Genomic DNA, 16,286 nt, shown 5'->3' on the forward strand with positions numbered 1-16,286 from the left:
TTGTCTTATTTGGTGTCGTAATTTGGCAAACTTGGTAAATATTCAGGTTTAAATAGTCCTTTAGCCGTAAAATATGGAAGTTTTAGCTCAGGCATGCCCTCTGCATAACTCGCCAATTCATACAGTGGATAAGCAAATACAATCCCGTTCGCACCATAATAAAAATTATCGCTTAACTGAAGTTTTGAACGTTCAATATTATGACTATCTAACCACATATAGTTGGCATCAAAAAGTGCGCTAATCACTTTCGCATCTGCACCTTTGACCAAGACATCTTGTAAAGCCAAACGTTTTTTGGCTTTTAAATCAAAATTGACATATTCAACATGGGACATACCATGAGCCGCATGCGCTGCGTAGGTATAGCTTTCGATTGCAAAAGTTGCGATATGTCCCCACTGACTAATATATCGAACAGAAGTTGTACTTTGACTTAAGCCTGCATCCGTCTTGTCTGATAAATCGATTTTTTGATTCGGCTCAGTTGAAAATGCAATCGGGTCTGCTTTTTTAATCCGATCAATAAAATATTGATTAATCCAATCAACATTGGTTTCAACCGTTTGAATCCTATATTGGGTACAACCTTCCGCATCGCAAGCTTGAGCTTTTGGTAATTGCATCTCGACAGATTTAGATTGAATAAGTGGAATCGCATCAGCGACGACCGCTGGCTTCTGTTCCGTTGTTTCACCTTCAACAGGTTCATTTCGAGGATGGCAGGCCGTTAATGACCCGACTAAAACCACAGCTGAAACAGCCCAAGCTATATTATTCATATGATTTTTTTTCATCCCAAAATTCCCTATAGCAACAGTCAAAACCACAAGTCACTTCATTTAAGCAAACTGTGAATATCAGCATACTACTAAATTTCTCTTATATTCAGCTTGCTGGCTTTACATTTCTCCATAAAAAAAGCAGACGGATGTCTGCTTTTTTCGATTATGAGAATTATTGATCAATAATGTCCGTACCTTTTGGAGGTACAAAATTAAAGGTTGATGCTGGAATAGACGCATTCACCTTCACATTATTGAAACGTACATGGGTTGTTTGACCTAATGAGTCTTGGAGAATCATTAAAGTCGGCGCATTTTTCGCACCGAAACTAATGGTTAAGCTTTGAAACACGCCATCGTCACTTTTTGGATATAAGGTGTAATAGGTTTTAGTCTTATTCGGCTGTGTAATACGATAAGACTTCATGATTTGAGCCGTATTACCTGACAATAATAATGCAGGTGTATTCGCAACTTGGTCATCTAAGCTTTGGCGTACTGCTTGTTGTAGGTCTGGGTCATAGATCCAAACTGTTTTACCTGTGGTCGCAATAGTTTGCTTAGATGGACTGGTTGTTTCCCAATAGAATTTACCCGGACGCTGAACTTTCATGACCCCAGTAAAAGTTTGATTCATATGCTGCGCACTTAAACCTTTCTTTTGAGTAGCTTTCGGGTTGGTCACTTTTGTAGTTTGCTGAAAGTTAGCAGTAAAACTTTTAATACCCGATAATTGTTTCACCAAATTGGCAGTTGCCTGCTGCTCCGACGCTGCAACTGGTGCCGCGAATACTGTCGTACTCATAACCGGTGCCAGTGTCGCTGCACCTAATGCCATAGCACAGATGGTTTTACGAAGCATTTTCATAGATTCACCTTTTATATTTGCATCAACGCAATTTGTTAGATGGCTCCATCTTAAACCACTTTCATTGACTAAATTTAGAGAAAATAAGAAGTTTTGTATGGTTATTAATGCAAATTGCTGTTTTTTATTCATCATGATGGAGAAATATAAAATAAAAAGGCACTTGATTTGACTCAAATGCCTTTCAAATAATTAAATCATGATTTAGCAATTTTAATAATCCAATTTGAGTTATTTCCATTGCCAACCGATCGATGCACCAGCGCCAAAGTCACCTTCAGAGTTCCCTGTTGCAGCCAATTTATACACATATTTATTGCTTTCAGTCACTCCACTAAAACCAACTGCATAGCCTTGTGAACCTTCCCAAGTCCCCATATCTACGCTAAACATGTTGTATCCAGCATCTGTGGGTTGCGGTAAGGAGGCGATTGCAATACTTGAAGCAACAGCACCGTAAAGATTATCTTTAAATTTATTGAAATTATGGTTCATTTCATTCACACGTTGATTGGTATAACTATTGGCTTGATTAAGTACATTTGCCCCATGCTGATCTGTATATGCTTTTGAACTATTTAACACTTCTAGATCTGCTTGACGCATTTGTTTCACGTTTACCGCATCGGTGTCTGCCGTACCTGCTGCCACATGGATAACTTGCCGCTCTGCACCAGCCGAGCCAACGGAAACCGTATTATTGCGGTCAGAGCTTGAACCATTGCCAAGTACAATAGCATTATTTGCAGAGGTGTTGATATTGTTACCAACCACATAGGTATTATTACCTGTGACTCTGTTATTTGAACCTACAGCACCAGATCCATCACCACTGACTGTATTGTTTACACCGAGGGCAATAGAATGATTACCATCAGCTTTATTACCTGCACCGACTGCAATCGCATCTTGTCCATTCGCAGTTGGTTTAGGTGCTGTATTGGCAACGTTTGATTGTATTTTAATGTACGGATCTGTTCCTTTTAAGCTCAACAACCATTCAACTTCAGTACCGACAAATCCATTTTTTATCGCAAGTTCATATGCACTGAAACCATTTTCACCTGTTAGCCCTTGTGCGCCAACTGCACCATGTAGACTTTCTAGCCATTGGTCTTCATTGCCTTCATAACCATTGTTCACCGCAACTTGATAAGCACTTGCACCATCTAAACCATTGCTACCATTCAGACCGTTCAACCCATCCTTACCATCGATGCCGTCTCGGCCATTAAATCCATCTTTACCAGTAGCACCTGTAGCGCCTGTTGCTCCAGTATCGCCTTTGTCACCTTTAGCTCCAGTCTCACCCTGTGCACCTGTTGCTCCTGTCTCACCAGCAGGACCTTGAGGTCCCATTGGCCCTACTGGCCCAGGAATACCACTATTGCAACGATTACAAGTATGCTCAGGATATGACGAGCCACTCCCACCAGCCCATGCAATTGAGCCTAGAGAAAGTAAAATACTCACAGCAAGTAATTTTGGTACAGCTTTAATAGCGATTGAAGTTATTTCACCAAGTCCTAGTGTCTTTTCAAATGCAATTTGTTGGCTTTCATCAGGACAATTCCTTTTCTGATAGTCAGCATTGATAAAAACTGTATTCAATATTTTATTCATGTCCCTATCCTTTTTTTGTATTTGTACTCCTCTATTACGCTCTTTAATTTTTGTGATTTAAATCGCTATTTATGGTGATTTATTGATATATACATCATTTGTAACAATCTAAAATAATACCTCACATTTTATTCAGACGAAAAAAAACCCGCAAAAAAATGCGGGTCTTTTTTCTATTCAAGCTTACGCTTCAACAGATACGTAGCGACGACCGAATTGGCCTTTCACTTCGAATTTTACAACGCCGTCAGCAGTTGCAAATAAAGTATGGTCACGGCCCATACCTACATTTACACCAGCGTGGAATTCAGTACCACGTTGACGAACGATGATGTTACCAGCAGTCACAGATTGACCGCCGTAGATTTTAACACCCAACATTTTTGGGTTCGAGTCACGACCGTTTTTAGTCGAACCACCGGCTTTTTTAGTTGCCATGTCTACTTACTCCTCGTAATTAGCCTGAAATAGCTGTAATTTTCAACTCAGTGAACCATTGACGGTGACCTTGTTGTTTACGATAGTGTTTACGACGACGCATTTTGATGATGCGGATTTTGTCGTGACGACCATGGCTAACTACTTCAGCAGTTACTTTAGCGCCAGCTACTACTGGTGCACCAATTTGAATGCTGTCACCGTTAACAAGCATCAACACGTCATCAAAAGTAACAGTTGAGCCAGTTTCAGCTTTCAATAATTCTACTTTAAGGGTTTCACCCTCAACTACACGGTGTTGTTTACCACCGCTTTGGATTACTGCGTACATTTAAGTACTCCAAACATGCCCGTGTTGTCGTGCCGGTAAAGGGATATACCGATCTTAAAACGATCGTCACTGGGGTTTCGCAAAGGCAAAGATTTTAAGGGATAACCCAAAAAACAACAAGTCATTTCCGTAAAATATTAGATGAGTATGCGTTTATTATATAAACAGTGTCATTAAAACTATTAAAATGAGTGCTCTATTTCACTTATCATGCTTTTGGCAAGGTTTGACATAGATTTTTAGCAACAATTCGCTAATATACACTGGACTGACATCAACAACATGCTGTTCAAACAACATGCTAAAGATAAAAGTCTGTTAAAAAATAAGTACAATACTTCCGCTTGATGAAAAAAATCACTTAAGATTAAGTCAATTGAGTAAGTTCTTATCTGTTATTCATATAACAAATTGCTACACTACGTCTGTAATTCAAAAATTATTGAGGTTTCTCTTCATATGACCATCGACTTTAAGCAAGATATTCTCGCGCCTGTTGCTACTGACTTTGCTGCGATGGACAAATTTATTAATGAAGGGATCACGTCTAAAGTTGCCTTGGTCATGGCAGTCAGTAAACATGTAGTCGAAGCAGGCGGTAAACGCATGCGTCCCATTATGTGCTTACTTGCAGCAAAGGCTTGTGGCGCAGAAGATTTAGAAAAACACCGTAAACTTGCAGCAATTATTGAAATGCTACATACCGCAACCTTGGTTCATGACGACGTAGTCGATGAATCGGGATTACGCCGTGGCCGCCCAACAGCAAATGCGACATGGAATAATCAAACTGCCGTACTTGTGGGTGATTTTTTGATTTCTCGCGCTTTTGATTTATTGGTGGATCTAGACAGCAAAGTTTTACTCAAAGACTTTTCAACGGGTACCTGTGAAATTGCTGAAGGTGAAGTTTTACAACTTCAATCACAGCACCAACCTGAAACTACTGAACAAACCTATTTAGATATTATTCACGGTAAAACTTCGCGTTTATTTGAGCTCGCTACCGAAGGTGCAGCGATTTTGACGGGTACACCAGAGTACCGTGAACCTCTTAGAAAATTTGCCGGACACTTTGGAAATGCCTTTCAAATTATTGACGATATTTTAGATTACACCTCAGATGCTGAAACATTAGGTAAAAATATTGGTGATGATTTGATGGAAGGTAAACCAACTTTACCTTTAATCTCGGCCTTAAAGAATACCACTGGCGAAGAACATGACATTATTCGCCGCAGTATTGCCACAGGTGGTACGGCAGATTTAGAGCGTGTTATTCAGATTGTACAAAGCTCTGGGGCACTTGATTATTGTAGCCAACGAGCGACTGAAGAAACTGAGGCAGCACTAGCCGCTTTAGCAGCGCTACCAGATACTGAATATCGTCAAGCTTTAATCAACCTCGCAAACTTGGCATTACACCGAATTCAATAATTAACAATATTCCTCGTAATTCCCATTGCCTATGCATATAAAACTGAATGATATCTTTTTGACCATGCAGCAACAGCTCGATACCCCTCGGGCTGTGCTGGATGAAAACTTGCTGATCGAATTGGTCAACCGAATTCGACCAGAAGATACAAAAAATACTGACGAAATTAAGAAAAAATTTCAGGCTTTCATCCAAGCTTTACTCATCACGCCAGATGCAGCCTCTACCTTGCAAAGTTTTGTCCTAAAACTCATTAGCCGATATAAACAAACCAGTTTATATGCGGACACAGGTATTTTGTCTCTCGATGGTTTTTGGGGACAACTGTTCCAACGGCTTGGCGCACATTTTCTTCCTCTGATCAATGACGAAACTCAATTACAAGATTTAGTCCGTCGAGTTTTTTATCGTCATAGCGACAAATATTGGCTGGACAGTATTGATGATCAGCAATGGATGCAGCTCTTTCGATTGTTTAACCAAGGTCATAGCAATCAGGAAGAAAAAAAGAAAATTCGCCGTGAGTTAATTAAAGCCATTACCGTTTTGTCCTATCGGGTAAGTGGTATTGGCTTATATCCTGAATTTATTAATGCACAGCCTGAACTGACCGAATATGAATCACCTTTTTTGGTGCAAAACCGCGAAATAAACGATTTTATTCAGCAGTATAAAAAGCTCCATCAAAGTGCTGAAGAAATGAGTGCTGTGCTACCGCCAGATGCTTCTCAAGCGTTGGTAATGCTGGAACAATGTCGTGATGTGGTACTGAAGATTCGGCGTGCGACCAAACGAATTGGCGTAAGTGTCAGCCTGACTTACTTATTGTCGCTTTTAGAACAGTGTTTAGATCGCTTAGAAATCTTACTCAACCTGATTGTTGAAGAAGATGATGTCCGCTATGTGTCTATGGGTAGTTTACTCAGTGATGTGACGTCAGCGATTTATAGCGAACGCAGTGTGCGCGATTTGCTCGCCACCAATAGTGAATTGGTTGCCCTACAAGTCACCGAAAACGCAAGTAAAACTGGCGAACACTATGTAAGTACGGACAAACAAGGCTTTATGAGCATGTACCGATCTGCGGCAGGTGCCGGTGTGATCATTGCGTGTATGGCAACTTTAAAAGTGCTGATGGCCCGTGTCAGCATGGCACCGCTCATGCAAGCCATTTCATATAGTCTGAACTACTCTTTCGGCTTTATGCTGATTCATGTCTTACATTTTACTGTTGCCACTAAACAGCCTGCGATGACAGCTGCCGCCCTTGCCTCGACGGTTCAGCATCGTAAAGGCTCGAAAATGGCGCAGATTGCCGAGCTTGCCGCGCTGATTATTAACATCATTCGAACCCAGTTTATTGCAATCTTAGGCAACATCAGTATTGCGATTCCAGTTGCAGCATTGATCGCATTAAGTTGGGACATGGCTTTACATGAGCCATTAATGAATCATGCAAAAGCAGCTAAAACCTTACACGACCTCAATCCATTTACCTCATTGGCTGTGCCACATGCTGCGATTGCTGGGGTATGTTTGTTTTTATCAGGTTTGCTTGCTGGATACTTTGACAACATGGCGATCTATCGCAAAGTTGGACCACGGATTCAAGCACATCCAAAGTTAAAACGCATCATGGGTCAAGAGAGACTGGATAAGCTTGCCGCTTACATTGAGCGAAACTTAGGTGCTTTAGCAGGTAACTTCTTATTCGGGATCATGCTGGGCAGTATGGGAACGATTGGATTTATTTTTGGTTTACCTTTAGATATTCGCCATATCGCCTTCGCCTCGGCCAACTTCATTCAAGGCCTCATCAATATTAATGGTTCACCAGACATTGGCTTAATCATTGTGTCATTCTTAGGAGTTATTCTGATTGGTCTGACTAACTTATTCGTCAGTTTCACGTTAACCATTATTGTGGCACTACGGGCACGTCGCGTAAGATTTGAACAATGGAAACCACTGGCTAAATTGGTGATGACTCATTTTCTAACGCGACCAAGTGACTTTTTCTGGCCACCGAAAACCCCACTTGAAGTTGAAGATGGCACACAAGCCAGTAAGAACAATCATTAGCAGATTTGTGTTTTATTTTAGTAAGATGTAAATGAACACAAAAAATAAAATCAGTATGATTTACACATACTTGAAATAAAGTGTACTGATGAGTACACTTTAGTCCATTAATTAACCGAGCTCAAACCGGTTAAAATGACAAGGAATAAAATATGCCACGAACGCTACTGTTTGTTGGTTTTTTTGCATTAATTATCAGTGTGTTGTCGCTTTATTCTAGCTATTTAAATCTATTAGATTTAAGTATCGTGGAATGGATGAGTCAGCACCGTATTGCTGTTTTTAATCAAATTGCCATCGGACTTTCGGCGCTAGGCGGCATGCCTTTTGTATTATTTTTCACCACACTATGGTGTTTACACTTTGCGTGGTATAAAAAATACACAGAGATTGTTTTTATCAGTATAGGGATCTTTGGAAGTATCGGCCTTGCATGGTTGCTTAAATTTACGTTCACCAGACCGCGTCCCCCAGAAATGTACCATCTTGTAGCGTCTTACGGGAGTTCATTCCCAAGTGCACACAGTTGTTATGCTGCATCGCTTGCGTGTCTGATGATCTTGATTTACCGACAACATGCTCAACATCGCTTGATCACCATTTTGGCATTGTTATGGATGCTGTGTATGGGTGTTTCGCGAGTATATGTTGGGGTTCATTTTCCGACAGATGTCTTATCCGGTTGGAGCATAAGTTTTATTTGGATCGCGCTACTTTATTTGAGTTACATCAAAATCAGTAAAGCGTAAACAAATGAATAATTTAGATAAATATCTAATTGAGGTGGAACAATGATGTCTGCAAAGCTTTGGGCTCCTGCCCTGACTGCTTGCGCATTGGCAACAAGTATTGCACTTGTTGGTTGTAGCAAAGATCCTAAAAATGCACAGCAAGCTGCTGCTGCACAGCAAATGCCACCAACTGAAGTCGGTGTCATTGTTGCCCAACCGCAAAACGTTGAACAATCTGTTGAACTTTCAGGCCGTACATCTGCCTATGAAATTTCAGAAGTACGTCCACAAACCAGTGGTGTAGTACTGAAACGTTTATTTGCAGAAGGTAGCTATGTTCGCGAAGGACAAGCCTTGTACGAGATCGACTCGCGTACAAACCGTGCTTCAGCTGACAGTGCTCGTGCTGCTTTAAGACGTCAACAAGCAAATTTAGGCGTGTTACGTGTTAAAGAAGGTCGCTACCGTCAGCTTGTGGGATCAAATGCGATTTCTAAACAAGAATATGACGATATTGTTGCGCAAGTAAAACTGGCTGAAGCAGACGTTGCTGCATCTCAGGCAGAACTTAAAAATGCAGAAATTAACTTAGGTTACTCAACTGTACGTGCGCCAATTTCAGGTCAAACCAACCGTTCTACAGTCACAGCGGGTGCATTAGTTACTGCATCTCAGGCTGATCCATTAGTCACAATTCAACGTCTTGATCCAATGTACGTTGACATTAACCAATCAAGTGCTGAACTTCTTCGCTTACGTCAACAATTAAGCCAAGGCAACTTAGACAGCAGTAATAACACCAAAGTGAAATTACGTCTTGAAGATGGTAGCGAATACCCAATTGAAGGTCGTCTTGCATTTTCTGATGCAAGTGTGAACCCCGATACAGGTACGGTTACACTTCGCGCTGTGTTCTCTAACCCGAACCATTTATTGCTTCCGGGTATGTTTGCCAATGCTCGCATCGTTCAAGGTGTGATTCCAAATGCTTACCTGATTCCACAAGCTGCTATTACACGTACCCCTACAGGTCAAGCGATTGCAATGATTGTGAATGCAAAAGGTGCTGTTGAATCTCGTCCTGTAACCACTGTTGGTACACAAGGTTCGAATTGGATCGTGACTCAAGGCTTGAATACTGGCGATAAAGTGATTGTTGACGGTATTGCGAAAGTTAAGCCAGAACAACAAGTTGTAGCCAAACCGTATCAACCTCAGGCTGCTGCACCTCAAGGTGCGCAACAACCTGCTGCAGCAAAGCCAGATGCTAAAGTTGCAGAACAAGCAGCACCTAAATCTGAACAAAAAGCTACTTCAAACGCATAGGGAGTAGACTGAATGGCTCAATTCTTTATTCATCGCCCCATTTTTGCGTGGGTGATTGCATTGGTGATTATGTTGGCGGGTGTACTCACGCTATCTAATATGCCAATTGCACAGTATCCGACCATTGCGCCGCCAACGGTTTCAATCTCTGCGACTTACCCTGGTGCGTCTGCAGAAACAGTTGAAAACACCGTAACCCAAATCATTGAACAACAAATGAATGGTTTGGATGGCTTACGTTATATTTCGTCAAACAGTGCGGGTAACGGTCAGGCATCTATTACATTGAACTTTGAACAAGGGATCGATCCAGACATCGCCCAAGTTCAAGTCCAAAACAAACTCCAGTCTGCGACAGCGCTATTACCTGAAGACGTACAACGTCAAGGTGTAAAAGTCACCAAATCTGGCGCAAGCTTCCTACAAGTTGTAGCATTCCACTCACCATCGGGTAAGTTGACTGCGGACGACATTAAGGACTATGTAAACTCGAATATTTCTGAACCTCTCAGCCGTGTGGCAGGTGTAGGTGAAGTCCAAGTATTTGGTGGTTCTTATGCGATGCGTATTTGGCTAGATCCAGCCAAAATGGCAAACCTGAAAGTTACACCGAGTGATGTGGCTGCGGCTATCCGTACACAGAATGCTCAGGTTGCTGTTGGTCAGTTAGGTGGTGCGCCTGCAACTGAAGGTCAAGTACTGAACGCGACCGTTACAGCACAAAGTTTGTTGCAAACACCAGAGCAGTTTAAAAACATTTTCCTGCGTAACAGTAGTGATGGTGCTCAGGTACGTTTAGGTGATGTTGCACGTGTTGAATTAGGTGCTGACAACTATCAGTTCGACTCTAAGTTCAACAACAAACCTGCTGGTGGTGTAGCGATCAAACTAGCAACTGGTGCAAACGCATTAGACACAGCCGAAGCTGTTGAAGCACGTTTAAAAGAACTACGTCCAAACTACCCTGAAGGTTTAGAAGACACGCTTGCATTTGATACGACTCCATTCATTAAGTTATCGATTGAAAGTGTTGTACATACCCTTGTAGAAGCCGTGATTCTTGTATTCTTTGTGATGTTCTTATTCTTACAGAACTGGCGCGCAACGATTATTCCGACATTGGCTGTACCTGTAGTGGTATTGGGTACTTTTGCTGTCATTAACATGTTTGGTTTCTCGATCAACACACTCACCATGTTCGCGATGGTACTGGCGATTGGTCTCCTCGTGGATGATGCGATTGTTGTCGTAGAGAACGTTGAACGTGTCATGGTTGAAGATCATCTTGACCCAGTGACTGCAACTGAAATCTCAATGAAACAGATCTCGGGTGCCTTAATCGGTATTACCTCTGTGTTAACCGCTGTATTCGTGCCGATGGCATTCTTCGGTGGTACGACAGGTGTTATTTATCGTCAGTTCTCAATCACGCTGGTAACAGCAATGATTCTGTCATTGATTGTAGCATTGACCTTTACCCCTGCCCTATGTGCGACCATGTTGAAACAACATGATCCAAACAAACCTGAAAGCAACAATATCTTTGCCCGTTTCTTCCGTTGGTTTAACAGCTCTTTTGATAAAGTTGCGCATAAATACCAAGGCGGCGTGAACTTCATGACACACCACAAGATTTTCTCTGGTGTGATTTATGCAGTTGTAATCGGGTTATTAGTGCTTTTATTCCAAAAGTTACCTTCATCATTCTTACCTGAAGAAGACCAAGGTGTTGTAATGACACTGGTACAGTTACCACCGAATGCCTCACTTGAGCGTACGGATAAAACTGTCACTGCAATGACCGATTACTTCCTGAAAAACGAAGAAAAATATGTCGATTCTGTATTCAGTGTTGCCGGTTTCTCGTTCACAGGTGTAGGTCAAAACGCAGGTCTTGCATTCATCAAGTTAAAAGATTGGGAAGACCGTACATCACCTGAATCTCAAGTGGGTGCGATTATTCAACGTGGTATGGCATTGAACATGATCGTGAAGGATGCTTCATACATCATGCCAATCCAATTACCAGCAATGCCTGAATTGGGTGTAACTGCCGGCTTCAACTTGCAGTTAAAAGCTTCTGCAGGTCAAACTCATCAACAACTTATCGATGCCCGTAATATGGTACTCGGTATGGCTGCTCAAGATAAACGCCTCATGGGTGTTCGTCCTAACGGTCAAGAAGATACACCACAGTACAAAATCACGATTGACCAAGCTCAAGCTGGTGCAATGGGTGTGAGTATTTCTGAGATTAACACCACAATGGGTATGGCATGGGGTGGTTCTTACATCAATGACTTCGTTGACCGTGGTCGTGTGAAGAAAGTCTATGTACAAGGTGAGGCTGCGGCACGTATGATGCCTGAAGACCTGAGCCAGTGGTATGTCCGTAACAACCAAGGCACAATGGTTCCATTCTCGACCTTCGCTACTGGCGAATGGACTTATGGTTCACCACGTCTTGAACGTTATAACGGTATCGCATCTGTGAACATTCAAGGTTCACCGGGTGTGGGTGTAAGTTCGGGCGACGCGATGAAAGCGATGGAAGAAATTGTACAAAAACTTCCTTCGATGGGCGTTCAAGGCTTTGACTATGAATGGACTGGTTTATCTCTAGAAGAACGTGAGTCTGGCGCACAAGCACCATTCCTATACGCACTTTCATTGTTAATCGTCTTTCTATGTCTTGCTGCCTTGTATGAAAGCTGGTCTATTCCGTTCTCAGTATTACTGGTTGTACCATTAGGTGTATTGGGTGCGTTATTACTGACTTTCCTTGGAATGGTGTTCTTCAAAAATCCAAACTTGGCGAATAACATTTACTTCCAGGTGGCTATTATTGCCGTCATTGGTTTGTCCGCGAAGAATGCGATCTTGATCGTAGAATTCGCCAAAGAACTTCAAGAAAAAGGTGAAGATCTGTTTGACGCAACATTGCATGCCGCTAAAATGCGTCTACGTCCAATTATCATGACCACTTTAGCCTTTGGTTTTGGTGTACTTCCGCTTGCCCTTTCTTCGGGTGCAGGTGCAGGTAGCCAGCACTCTGTAGGTTATGGTGTATTGGGTGGCGTAATCAGTTCTACCCTACTTGGTATTTTCTTTATTCCTGTGTTCTACGTATGGATCCGAAGTATCTTTAAGTACAAACCAAAACAACAAAATAATCAGGAGCATTTATCGTGATGCAAAATGTATGGTCTATTGCAGGTCGTAGCATTGCGGTTTCTTCACTTGCGCTTGCTTTGGCTGCCTGCCAAAGCATGCGTGGTCCAGAGCCGGTTGTTCAGACCAATATCCCCGAAAGCTACACAGCAAGTGCTTCTGGTACTTCTGTTGCTGAACAAGGATATAAAGATTTCTTTGCTGACCAACGTCTGGTACAAGTTCTTGACTTAGCTTTAGCCAATAACCGTGACCTACGTACGGCTGCTTTAAATATTGAACGTGCACAGCAACAGTATCAAATCACTGCCAATGGTCAATTACCAACCATTGGTGCAAGTGGTAGTGTACTTCGTCAAGACACGTTGAATACACAAAAGCCTATCACCTCTTACAATGTCGGTTTAGGTGTCACTGCCTATGAACTTGATTTTTGGGGTCGTGTACGTAGCTTAAAAGACAATGCTTTAGACAGTTACCTTGCAACTGCAAGTGCCCGTGATGCAACACAAATTGCATTGATCGGTCAAGTGGCTCAAGCATGGTTAAACTATGCATACGCTAACTCAAACTTGAAGCTTGCAGATCAAACCTTAAAGGCTCAGCTTGAATCTTACAACCTGAACAAAAAGCGTTTTGATGTCGGTATTGACAGTGAAGTTCCTGTTCGTCAGGCTCAAATTTCTGTAGAAACTGCACGTAATGATGTTGCGAACTACAAAACTCAAATTGCTCAAGCGCAAAATTTATTGAATCTATTAGTGGGTCAACAAGTACCTGCGAACTTGCTGCCGAACCAACGTGTCAATCGTATTACTTCGACCAATACCATTGGTTCAGGTATTCCAAGTGATTTGTTGAACAACCGTCCAGATGTACGTGCAGCTGAATACAAACTATCTGCCGCTGGTGCGAACATTGGTGCAGCTAAAGCACGTCTGTTCCCTACGATTAGCCTGACAGGTTCTGCGGGTTATGCTTCAACGGACTTAGGTGATCTATTTAAATCAGGCAACTTTGTATGGTCTGCTGGCCCTAGCCTAGATATTCCAATCTTCGACTGGGGTACACGTCAGGCCAATATTAAAGTTTCTGAAACTGACCAGAAAATTGCATTGTCTGATTATGAAAAATCAGTTCAGTCTGCTTTCCGTGAAGTGAATGATGCGCTTGCAGTTCGTCAAAACATCGGTGACCGTATTGCAGCACAGCGCCGTTTAGTTGATGCAACCAATACAACTTACAAACTATCAAATGCTCGCTTCCGTGCTGGTATTGATAGCTACCTAACTGTGCTGGATGCGCAGCGTGCATCTTATGCAGCTGAGCAAGGTTTGTTGTTGCTTGAACAAGCAAATCTCAACAACCAAGTTGAATTGTATAAAACACTTGGTGGTGGTATCAAAGCCAAAACTTCTGAAGCTGTGCAACACCAACCTTCTACTGCTGAGCGTAAAGCAGCATCAAAACAATAATTTGATTTGGCCTAGCCAGTAAAATTTGAAAAGCTCACTTCGGTGGGCTTTTTCATTTTTAGATCGAAGCTTTAAAATAAAAATGAATTTATTGCTTTTTGCTAAAGAGTTTTCTATCTTCAATTCACCTTTTTATATTGATAACTACAAATGCTTTTAAGTAATCTTGAATCTGTTCCGGGTCATACCATTACACAACAACTTGATGTCGTTTATGGCAGTACTGTCCGCAGTAAACATGTTGGTCGTGACTTTATGGCTGGCCTAAAAAATATCGTGGGTGGTGAACTTAAAGGTTATACAGAACTACTCGAAGAATCTCGTCAAGAAGCTATGAGCCGTATGATTGATAAAGCACGTGCCTTAGGCGCGAATGCAGTCGTCGGCATCCGTTTTTCAACCTCAAATATTGCTCAAGGCGCCTCTGAATTATTTGTGTATGGCACGGCAGTTCGCGTAGAAGCCAACTCAGCAAAACTACCAGACCCATTTCCAACTCAGGACTAAGTCATGGATGCCTTAATTTTTAAAGTCCTGATCTTTGTGGTGCTCTTTTGTATTGGTTGGGGCTTCGGTCGCCATATCGAACAAAAGCATCTCAAAGAACTCGAAGCTCAAGAAAAGCGATTGGCGCATATTCACATAGACAACAACCGCTTTAAAACTACTGAACATTTCGGACAACTGATTTCAAGTAATGTAGTGATTTCACATGATTATTTTAAATATGTGATTGCCAATATTCAGAACTTCTTTGGCGGACGTTTAACCAGTTATGAAAGCATCGTCGATCGGGCGCGTCGTGAAGCCGTGGTGCGTTTAAAGCAAGAAGCTGAAAAGATGGGCGCAAACCAAATTATGGGCTTACGTTTAAGTACCACCGAGCTTGGTATGCAAGGTGGCATGGTCGAAGTTTTTGCTTATGGAACAGCAATTCAAAAGAGAGACATCTGATCTCTCTACTTCTCCCCAATTCATTTTTACTATTTAATTTACTTTACACAATGTGTTTTCAAACTCTTCATAACTCACACTTTCATTGCGACAAACTTTAAAACAAACTTCATTAAATTTCTTTTCATCAATATTTGGATCATGATAACTAAATGCAACATCTCCAGCATAAGCACGTGCCAGATCTTGCACCACAATGTCAGCTTTACATCCATATAAAGTTGGACATGCCTCTAATGTTCCTTCGTAATACTCTTTACACTGAGTCGGTTCGACATCCACCTTATTGGGTTTTTGCATCGACAAATTTAAACCATTTTCATTCATTAGAAGAAAATATTGAAGTTTTCTAAATGGTTTTAAGTCAATCTCGAGTCCCGAATGATTGATACGAGCCAATTGATCTTTGTAAGAATTATGATCATCTGAGATTAACTCTGCATTACCAGCTTTGTCGATTTTGATAAAGCTATAGTTGACAGGCATATATGCGCCACTCCCCTTATGTGCAATCACTTCGATCAAATGATCTTTCGCAATAAATGCTCCCGTAAATACAGTCGATTCAACACTGGTCAGCAACTTACCTTTCACTAAAACACAATATCCAAAACATTGATCTTTGAATCTAGCCTGATCGCCTTTAAAATCATCAACAGGATGAAATTCAGCTCGCCATTTAAAATCACCAATTTTATTCGAGCTATAAGGTAATTTATCAACATCTGAATCTTGAGGATTTTGACTGTAATACTCAGACTTCAATAATCCTTTTTCATCAAACAGTGCTTCGATCGGTAACCACCCCTCATTTGGTCCTCGCATAACAACTTCTGCACTCGCCGCTTCAACTTTAGGTTCAATCTCAACAGATTCAATAACTGGTTCTGATACAGTTCCTATTTCTTTTTCAGGCTTTTCGAGCGTTGACTTCTGCTCAATTTTTTGAGTTTTCTGTTTAAAATAAAAATATGCCACTGTACCGATTGCACCAATGATTGCGCACAAAATGATGGCTATTCCCCATTTGTTAAAATTATTCTTTTTCATTTCTTATAATCTCG

The 16,286-nt window shown here is 41.5% G+C and carries 14 protein-coding genes; 8 read left to right on the forward strand and 6 right to left on the reverse strand.

Annotation, left to right across the window (positions count from 1 at the left end):
- Positions 1–5: 5 nt before the first annotated feature.
- From FTU13_RS02015 to rplU, 5 genes are all read right to left on the reverse strand, one after another.
- On the reverse strand, positions 6–797 hold the full coding sequence (locus tag FTU13_RS02015) for an RsiV family protein (RefSeq protein ID WP_180126285.1): 792 nt from the start codon (positions 795–797) through the stop codon (positions 6–8).
- 160 nt (positions 798–957) lie between these two features.
- Positions 958–1,653 (reverse strand): outer membrane lipoprotein chaperone LolA, encoded by a 696-nt coding sequence (gene lolA, locus FTU13_RS02020; RefSeq protein WP_111885313.1) that lies wholly within the window; start codon positions 1,651–1,653, stop codon positions 958–960.
- A 231-nt stretch (positions 1,654–1,884) separates the two neighbouring features.
- Positions 1,885–3,276, reverse strand: coding sequence for a YadA-like family protein (locus tag FTU13_RS02025; RefSeq protein ID WP_257226682.1), 1,392 nt, complete (start codon positions 3,274–3,276; stop codon positions 1,885–1,887).
- 183 nt (positions 3,277–3,459) lie between these two features.
- The gene (rpmA, locus tag FTU13_RS02035; RefSeq protein ID WP_067764378.1) at positions 3,460–3,714 is read right to left on the reverse strand and encodes a 50S ribosomal protein L27; all 255 of its coding nucleotides are present in this window, start codon (positions 3,712–3,714) and stop codon (positions 3,460–3,462) included.
- 19 nt (positions 3,715–3,733) lie between these two features.
- A complete protein-coding gene (gene rplU / locus FTU13_RS02040; protein ID WP_078191390.1) occupies positions 3,734–4,045 on the reverse strand; it encodes a 50S ribosomal protein L21 in 312 nt (103 codons plus the stop codon).
- A 459-nt stretch (positions 4,046–4,504) separates the two neighbouring features.
- Between rplU and sdsA the strand changes: the two genes are divergently transcribed.
- From sdsA to FTU13_RS02080, 8 genes are all read left to right on the forward strand, one after another.
- Complete coding sequence (gene sdsA, locus FTU13_RS02045) at positions 4,505–5,482, forward strand: All-trans-nonaprenyl-diphosphate synthase (RefSeq protein ID WP_078191391.1); 978 nt, start codon at positions 4,505–4,507, stop codon at positions 5,480–5,482.
- Between the two features lie 31 nt (positions 5,483–5,513).
- Entirely contained in the window at positions 5,514–7,565 is a 2,052-nt protein-coding gene (locus FTU13_RS02050; protein ID WP_078192207.1) for a site-specific recombinase, read from the forward strand.
- A 152-nt stretch (positions 7,566–7,717) separates the two neighbouring features.
- Complete coding sequence (locus tag FTU13_RS02055) at positions 7,718–8,314, forward strand: phosphatase PAP2 family protein (RefSeq protein WP_180023210.1); 597 nt, start codon at positions 7,718–7,720, stop codon at positions 8,312–8,314.
- A 42-nt stretch (positions 8,315–8,356) separates the two neighbouring features.
- Positions 8,357–9,622, forward strand: a complete 1,266-nt coding sequence (locus FTU13_RS02060) for an efflux RND transporter periplasmic adaptor subunit (protein ID WP_180126283.1) — start codon at positions 8,357–8,359, stop codon at positions 9,620–9,622.
- 12 nt (positions 9,623–9,634) lie between these two features.
- The gene (locus FTU13_RS02065; RefSeq protein ID WP_111885287.1) at positions 9,635–12,814 is read left to right on the forward strand and encodes an efflux RND transporter permease subunit; all 3,180 of its coding nucleotides are present in this window, start codon (positions 9,635–9,637) and stop codon (positions 12,812–12,814) included.
- Positions 12,814–14,268 carry a multidrug efflux RND transporter AdeIJK outer membrane channel subunit AdeK gene (gene adeK, locus FTU13_RS02070; protein WP_180126350.1) on the forward strand — a complete coding sequence of 485 codons (1,455 nt, stop codon included), beginning with the start codon at positions 12,814–12,816 and terminating at the stop codon, positions 14,266–14,268. The genes FTU13_RS02065 and adeK overlap by 1 nt, the downstream gene beginning before the upstream one ends.
- A 150-nt stretch (positions 14,269–14,418) precedes the next feature.
- Positions 14,419–14,775 (forward strand): YbjQ family protein, encoded by a 357-nt coding sequence (locus tag FTU13_RS02075; protein WP_078192212.1) that lies wholly within the window; start codon positions 14,419–14,421, stop codon positions 14,773–14,775.
- A gap of 3 nt (positions 14,776–14,778) precedes the next feature.
- Positions 14,779–15,222, forward strand: coding sequence for a YbjQ family protein (locus FTU13_RS02080; protein ID WP_180126281.1), 444 nt, complete (start codon positions 14,779–14,781; stop codon positions 15,220–15,222).
- A gap of 33 nt (positions 15,223–15,255) precedes the next feature.
- Here the strand turns inward: FTU13_RS02080 and FTU13_RS02085 are convergent, their stop codons facing one another.
- Complete coding sequence (locus FTU13_RS02085) at positions 15,256–16,272, reverse strand: hypothetical protein (RefSeq protein WP_180126279.1); 1,017 nt, start codon at positions 16,270–16,272, stop codon at positions 15,256–15,258.
- Between the last annotated feature and the right edge of the window lie 14 nt (positions 16,273–16,286).

This window comes from Acinetobacter sp. YH12064 (assembly GCF_013419735.1).
Classification (GTDB): domain Bacteria; phylum Pseudomonadota; class Gammaproteobacteria; order Pseudomonadales; family Moraxellaceae; genus Acinetobacter; species Acinetobacter amyesii.

What these genes read in the sequence shown, in the direction of transcription:
- rpmA (WP_067764378.1), bottom strand. Translation starts at nt 3,714, where the DNA reads ATGGCAACTAAAAAAGCCGGTGGTTCGACTAAAAACGGTCGTGACTCG.
- FTU13_RS02025 (WP_257226682.1), bottom strand. Translation starts at nt 3,276, where the DNA reads ATGAATAAAATATTGAATACAGTTTTTATCAATGCTGACTATCAGAAA.
- rplU (WP_078191390.1), bottom strand. Translation starts at nt 4,045, where the DNA reads ATGTACGCAGTAATCCAAAGCGGTGGTAAACAACACCGTGTAGTTGAG.
- lolA (WP_111885313.1), bottom strand. Translation starts at nt 1,653, where the DNA reads ATGAAAATGCTTCGTAAAACCATCTGTGCTATGGCATTAGGTGCAGCG.
- FTU13_RS02080 (WP_180126281.1), top strand. Translation starts at nt 14,779, where the DNA reads ATGGATGCCTTAATTTTTAAAGTCCTGATCTTTGTGGTGCTCTTTTGT.
- adeK (WP_180126350.1), top strand. Translation starts at nt 12,814, where the DNA reads ATGCAAAATGTATGGTCTATTGCAGGTCGTAGCATTGCGGTTTCTTCA.
- FTU13_RS02075 (WP_078192212.1), top strand. Translation starts at nt 14,419, where the DNA reads ATGCTTTTAAGTAATCTTGAATCTGTTCCGGGTCATACCATTACACAA.
- FTU13_RS02060 (WP_180126283.1), top strand. Translation starts at nt 8,357, where the DNA reads ATGATGTCTGCAAAGCTTTGGGCTCCTGCCCTGACTGCTTGCGCATTG.
- FTU13_RS02055 (WP_180023210.1), top strand. Translation starts at nt 7,718, where the DNA reads ATGCCACGAACGCTACTGTTTGTTGGTTTTTTTGCATTAATTATCAGT.
- FTU13_RS02085 (WP_180126279.1), bottom strand. Translation starts at nt 16,272, where the DNA reads ATGAAAAAGAATAATTTTAACAAATGGGGAATAGCCATCATTTTGTGC.
- FTU13_RS02015 (WP_180126285.1), bottom strand. Translation starts at nt 797, where the DNA reads ATGAAAAAAAATCATATGAATAATATAGCTTGGGCTGTTTCAGCTGTG.
- FTU13_RS02065 (WP_111885287.1), top strand. Translation starts at nt 9,635, where the DNA reads ATGGCTCAATTCTTTATTCATCGCCCCATTTTTGCGTGGGTGATTGCA.
- sdsA (WP_078191391.1), top strand. Translation starts at nt 4,505, where the DNA reads ATGACCATCGACTTTAAGCAAGATATTCTCGCGCCTGTTGCTACTGAC.
- FTU13_RS02050 (WP_078192207.1), top strand. Translation starts at nt 5,514, where the DNA reads ATGCATATAAAACTGAATGATATCTTTTTGACCATGCAGCAACAGCTC.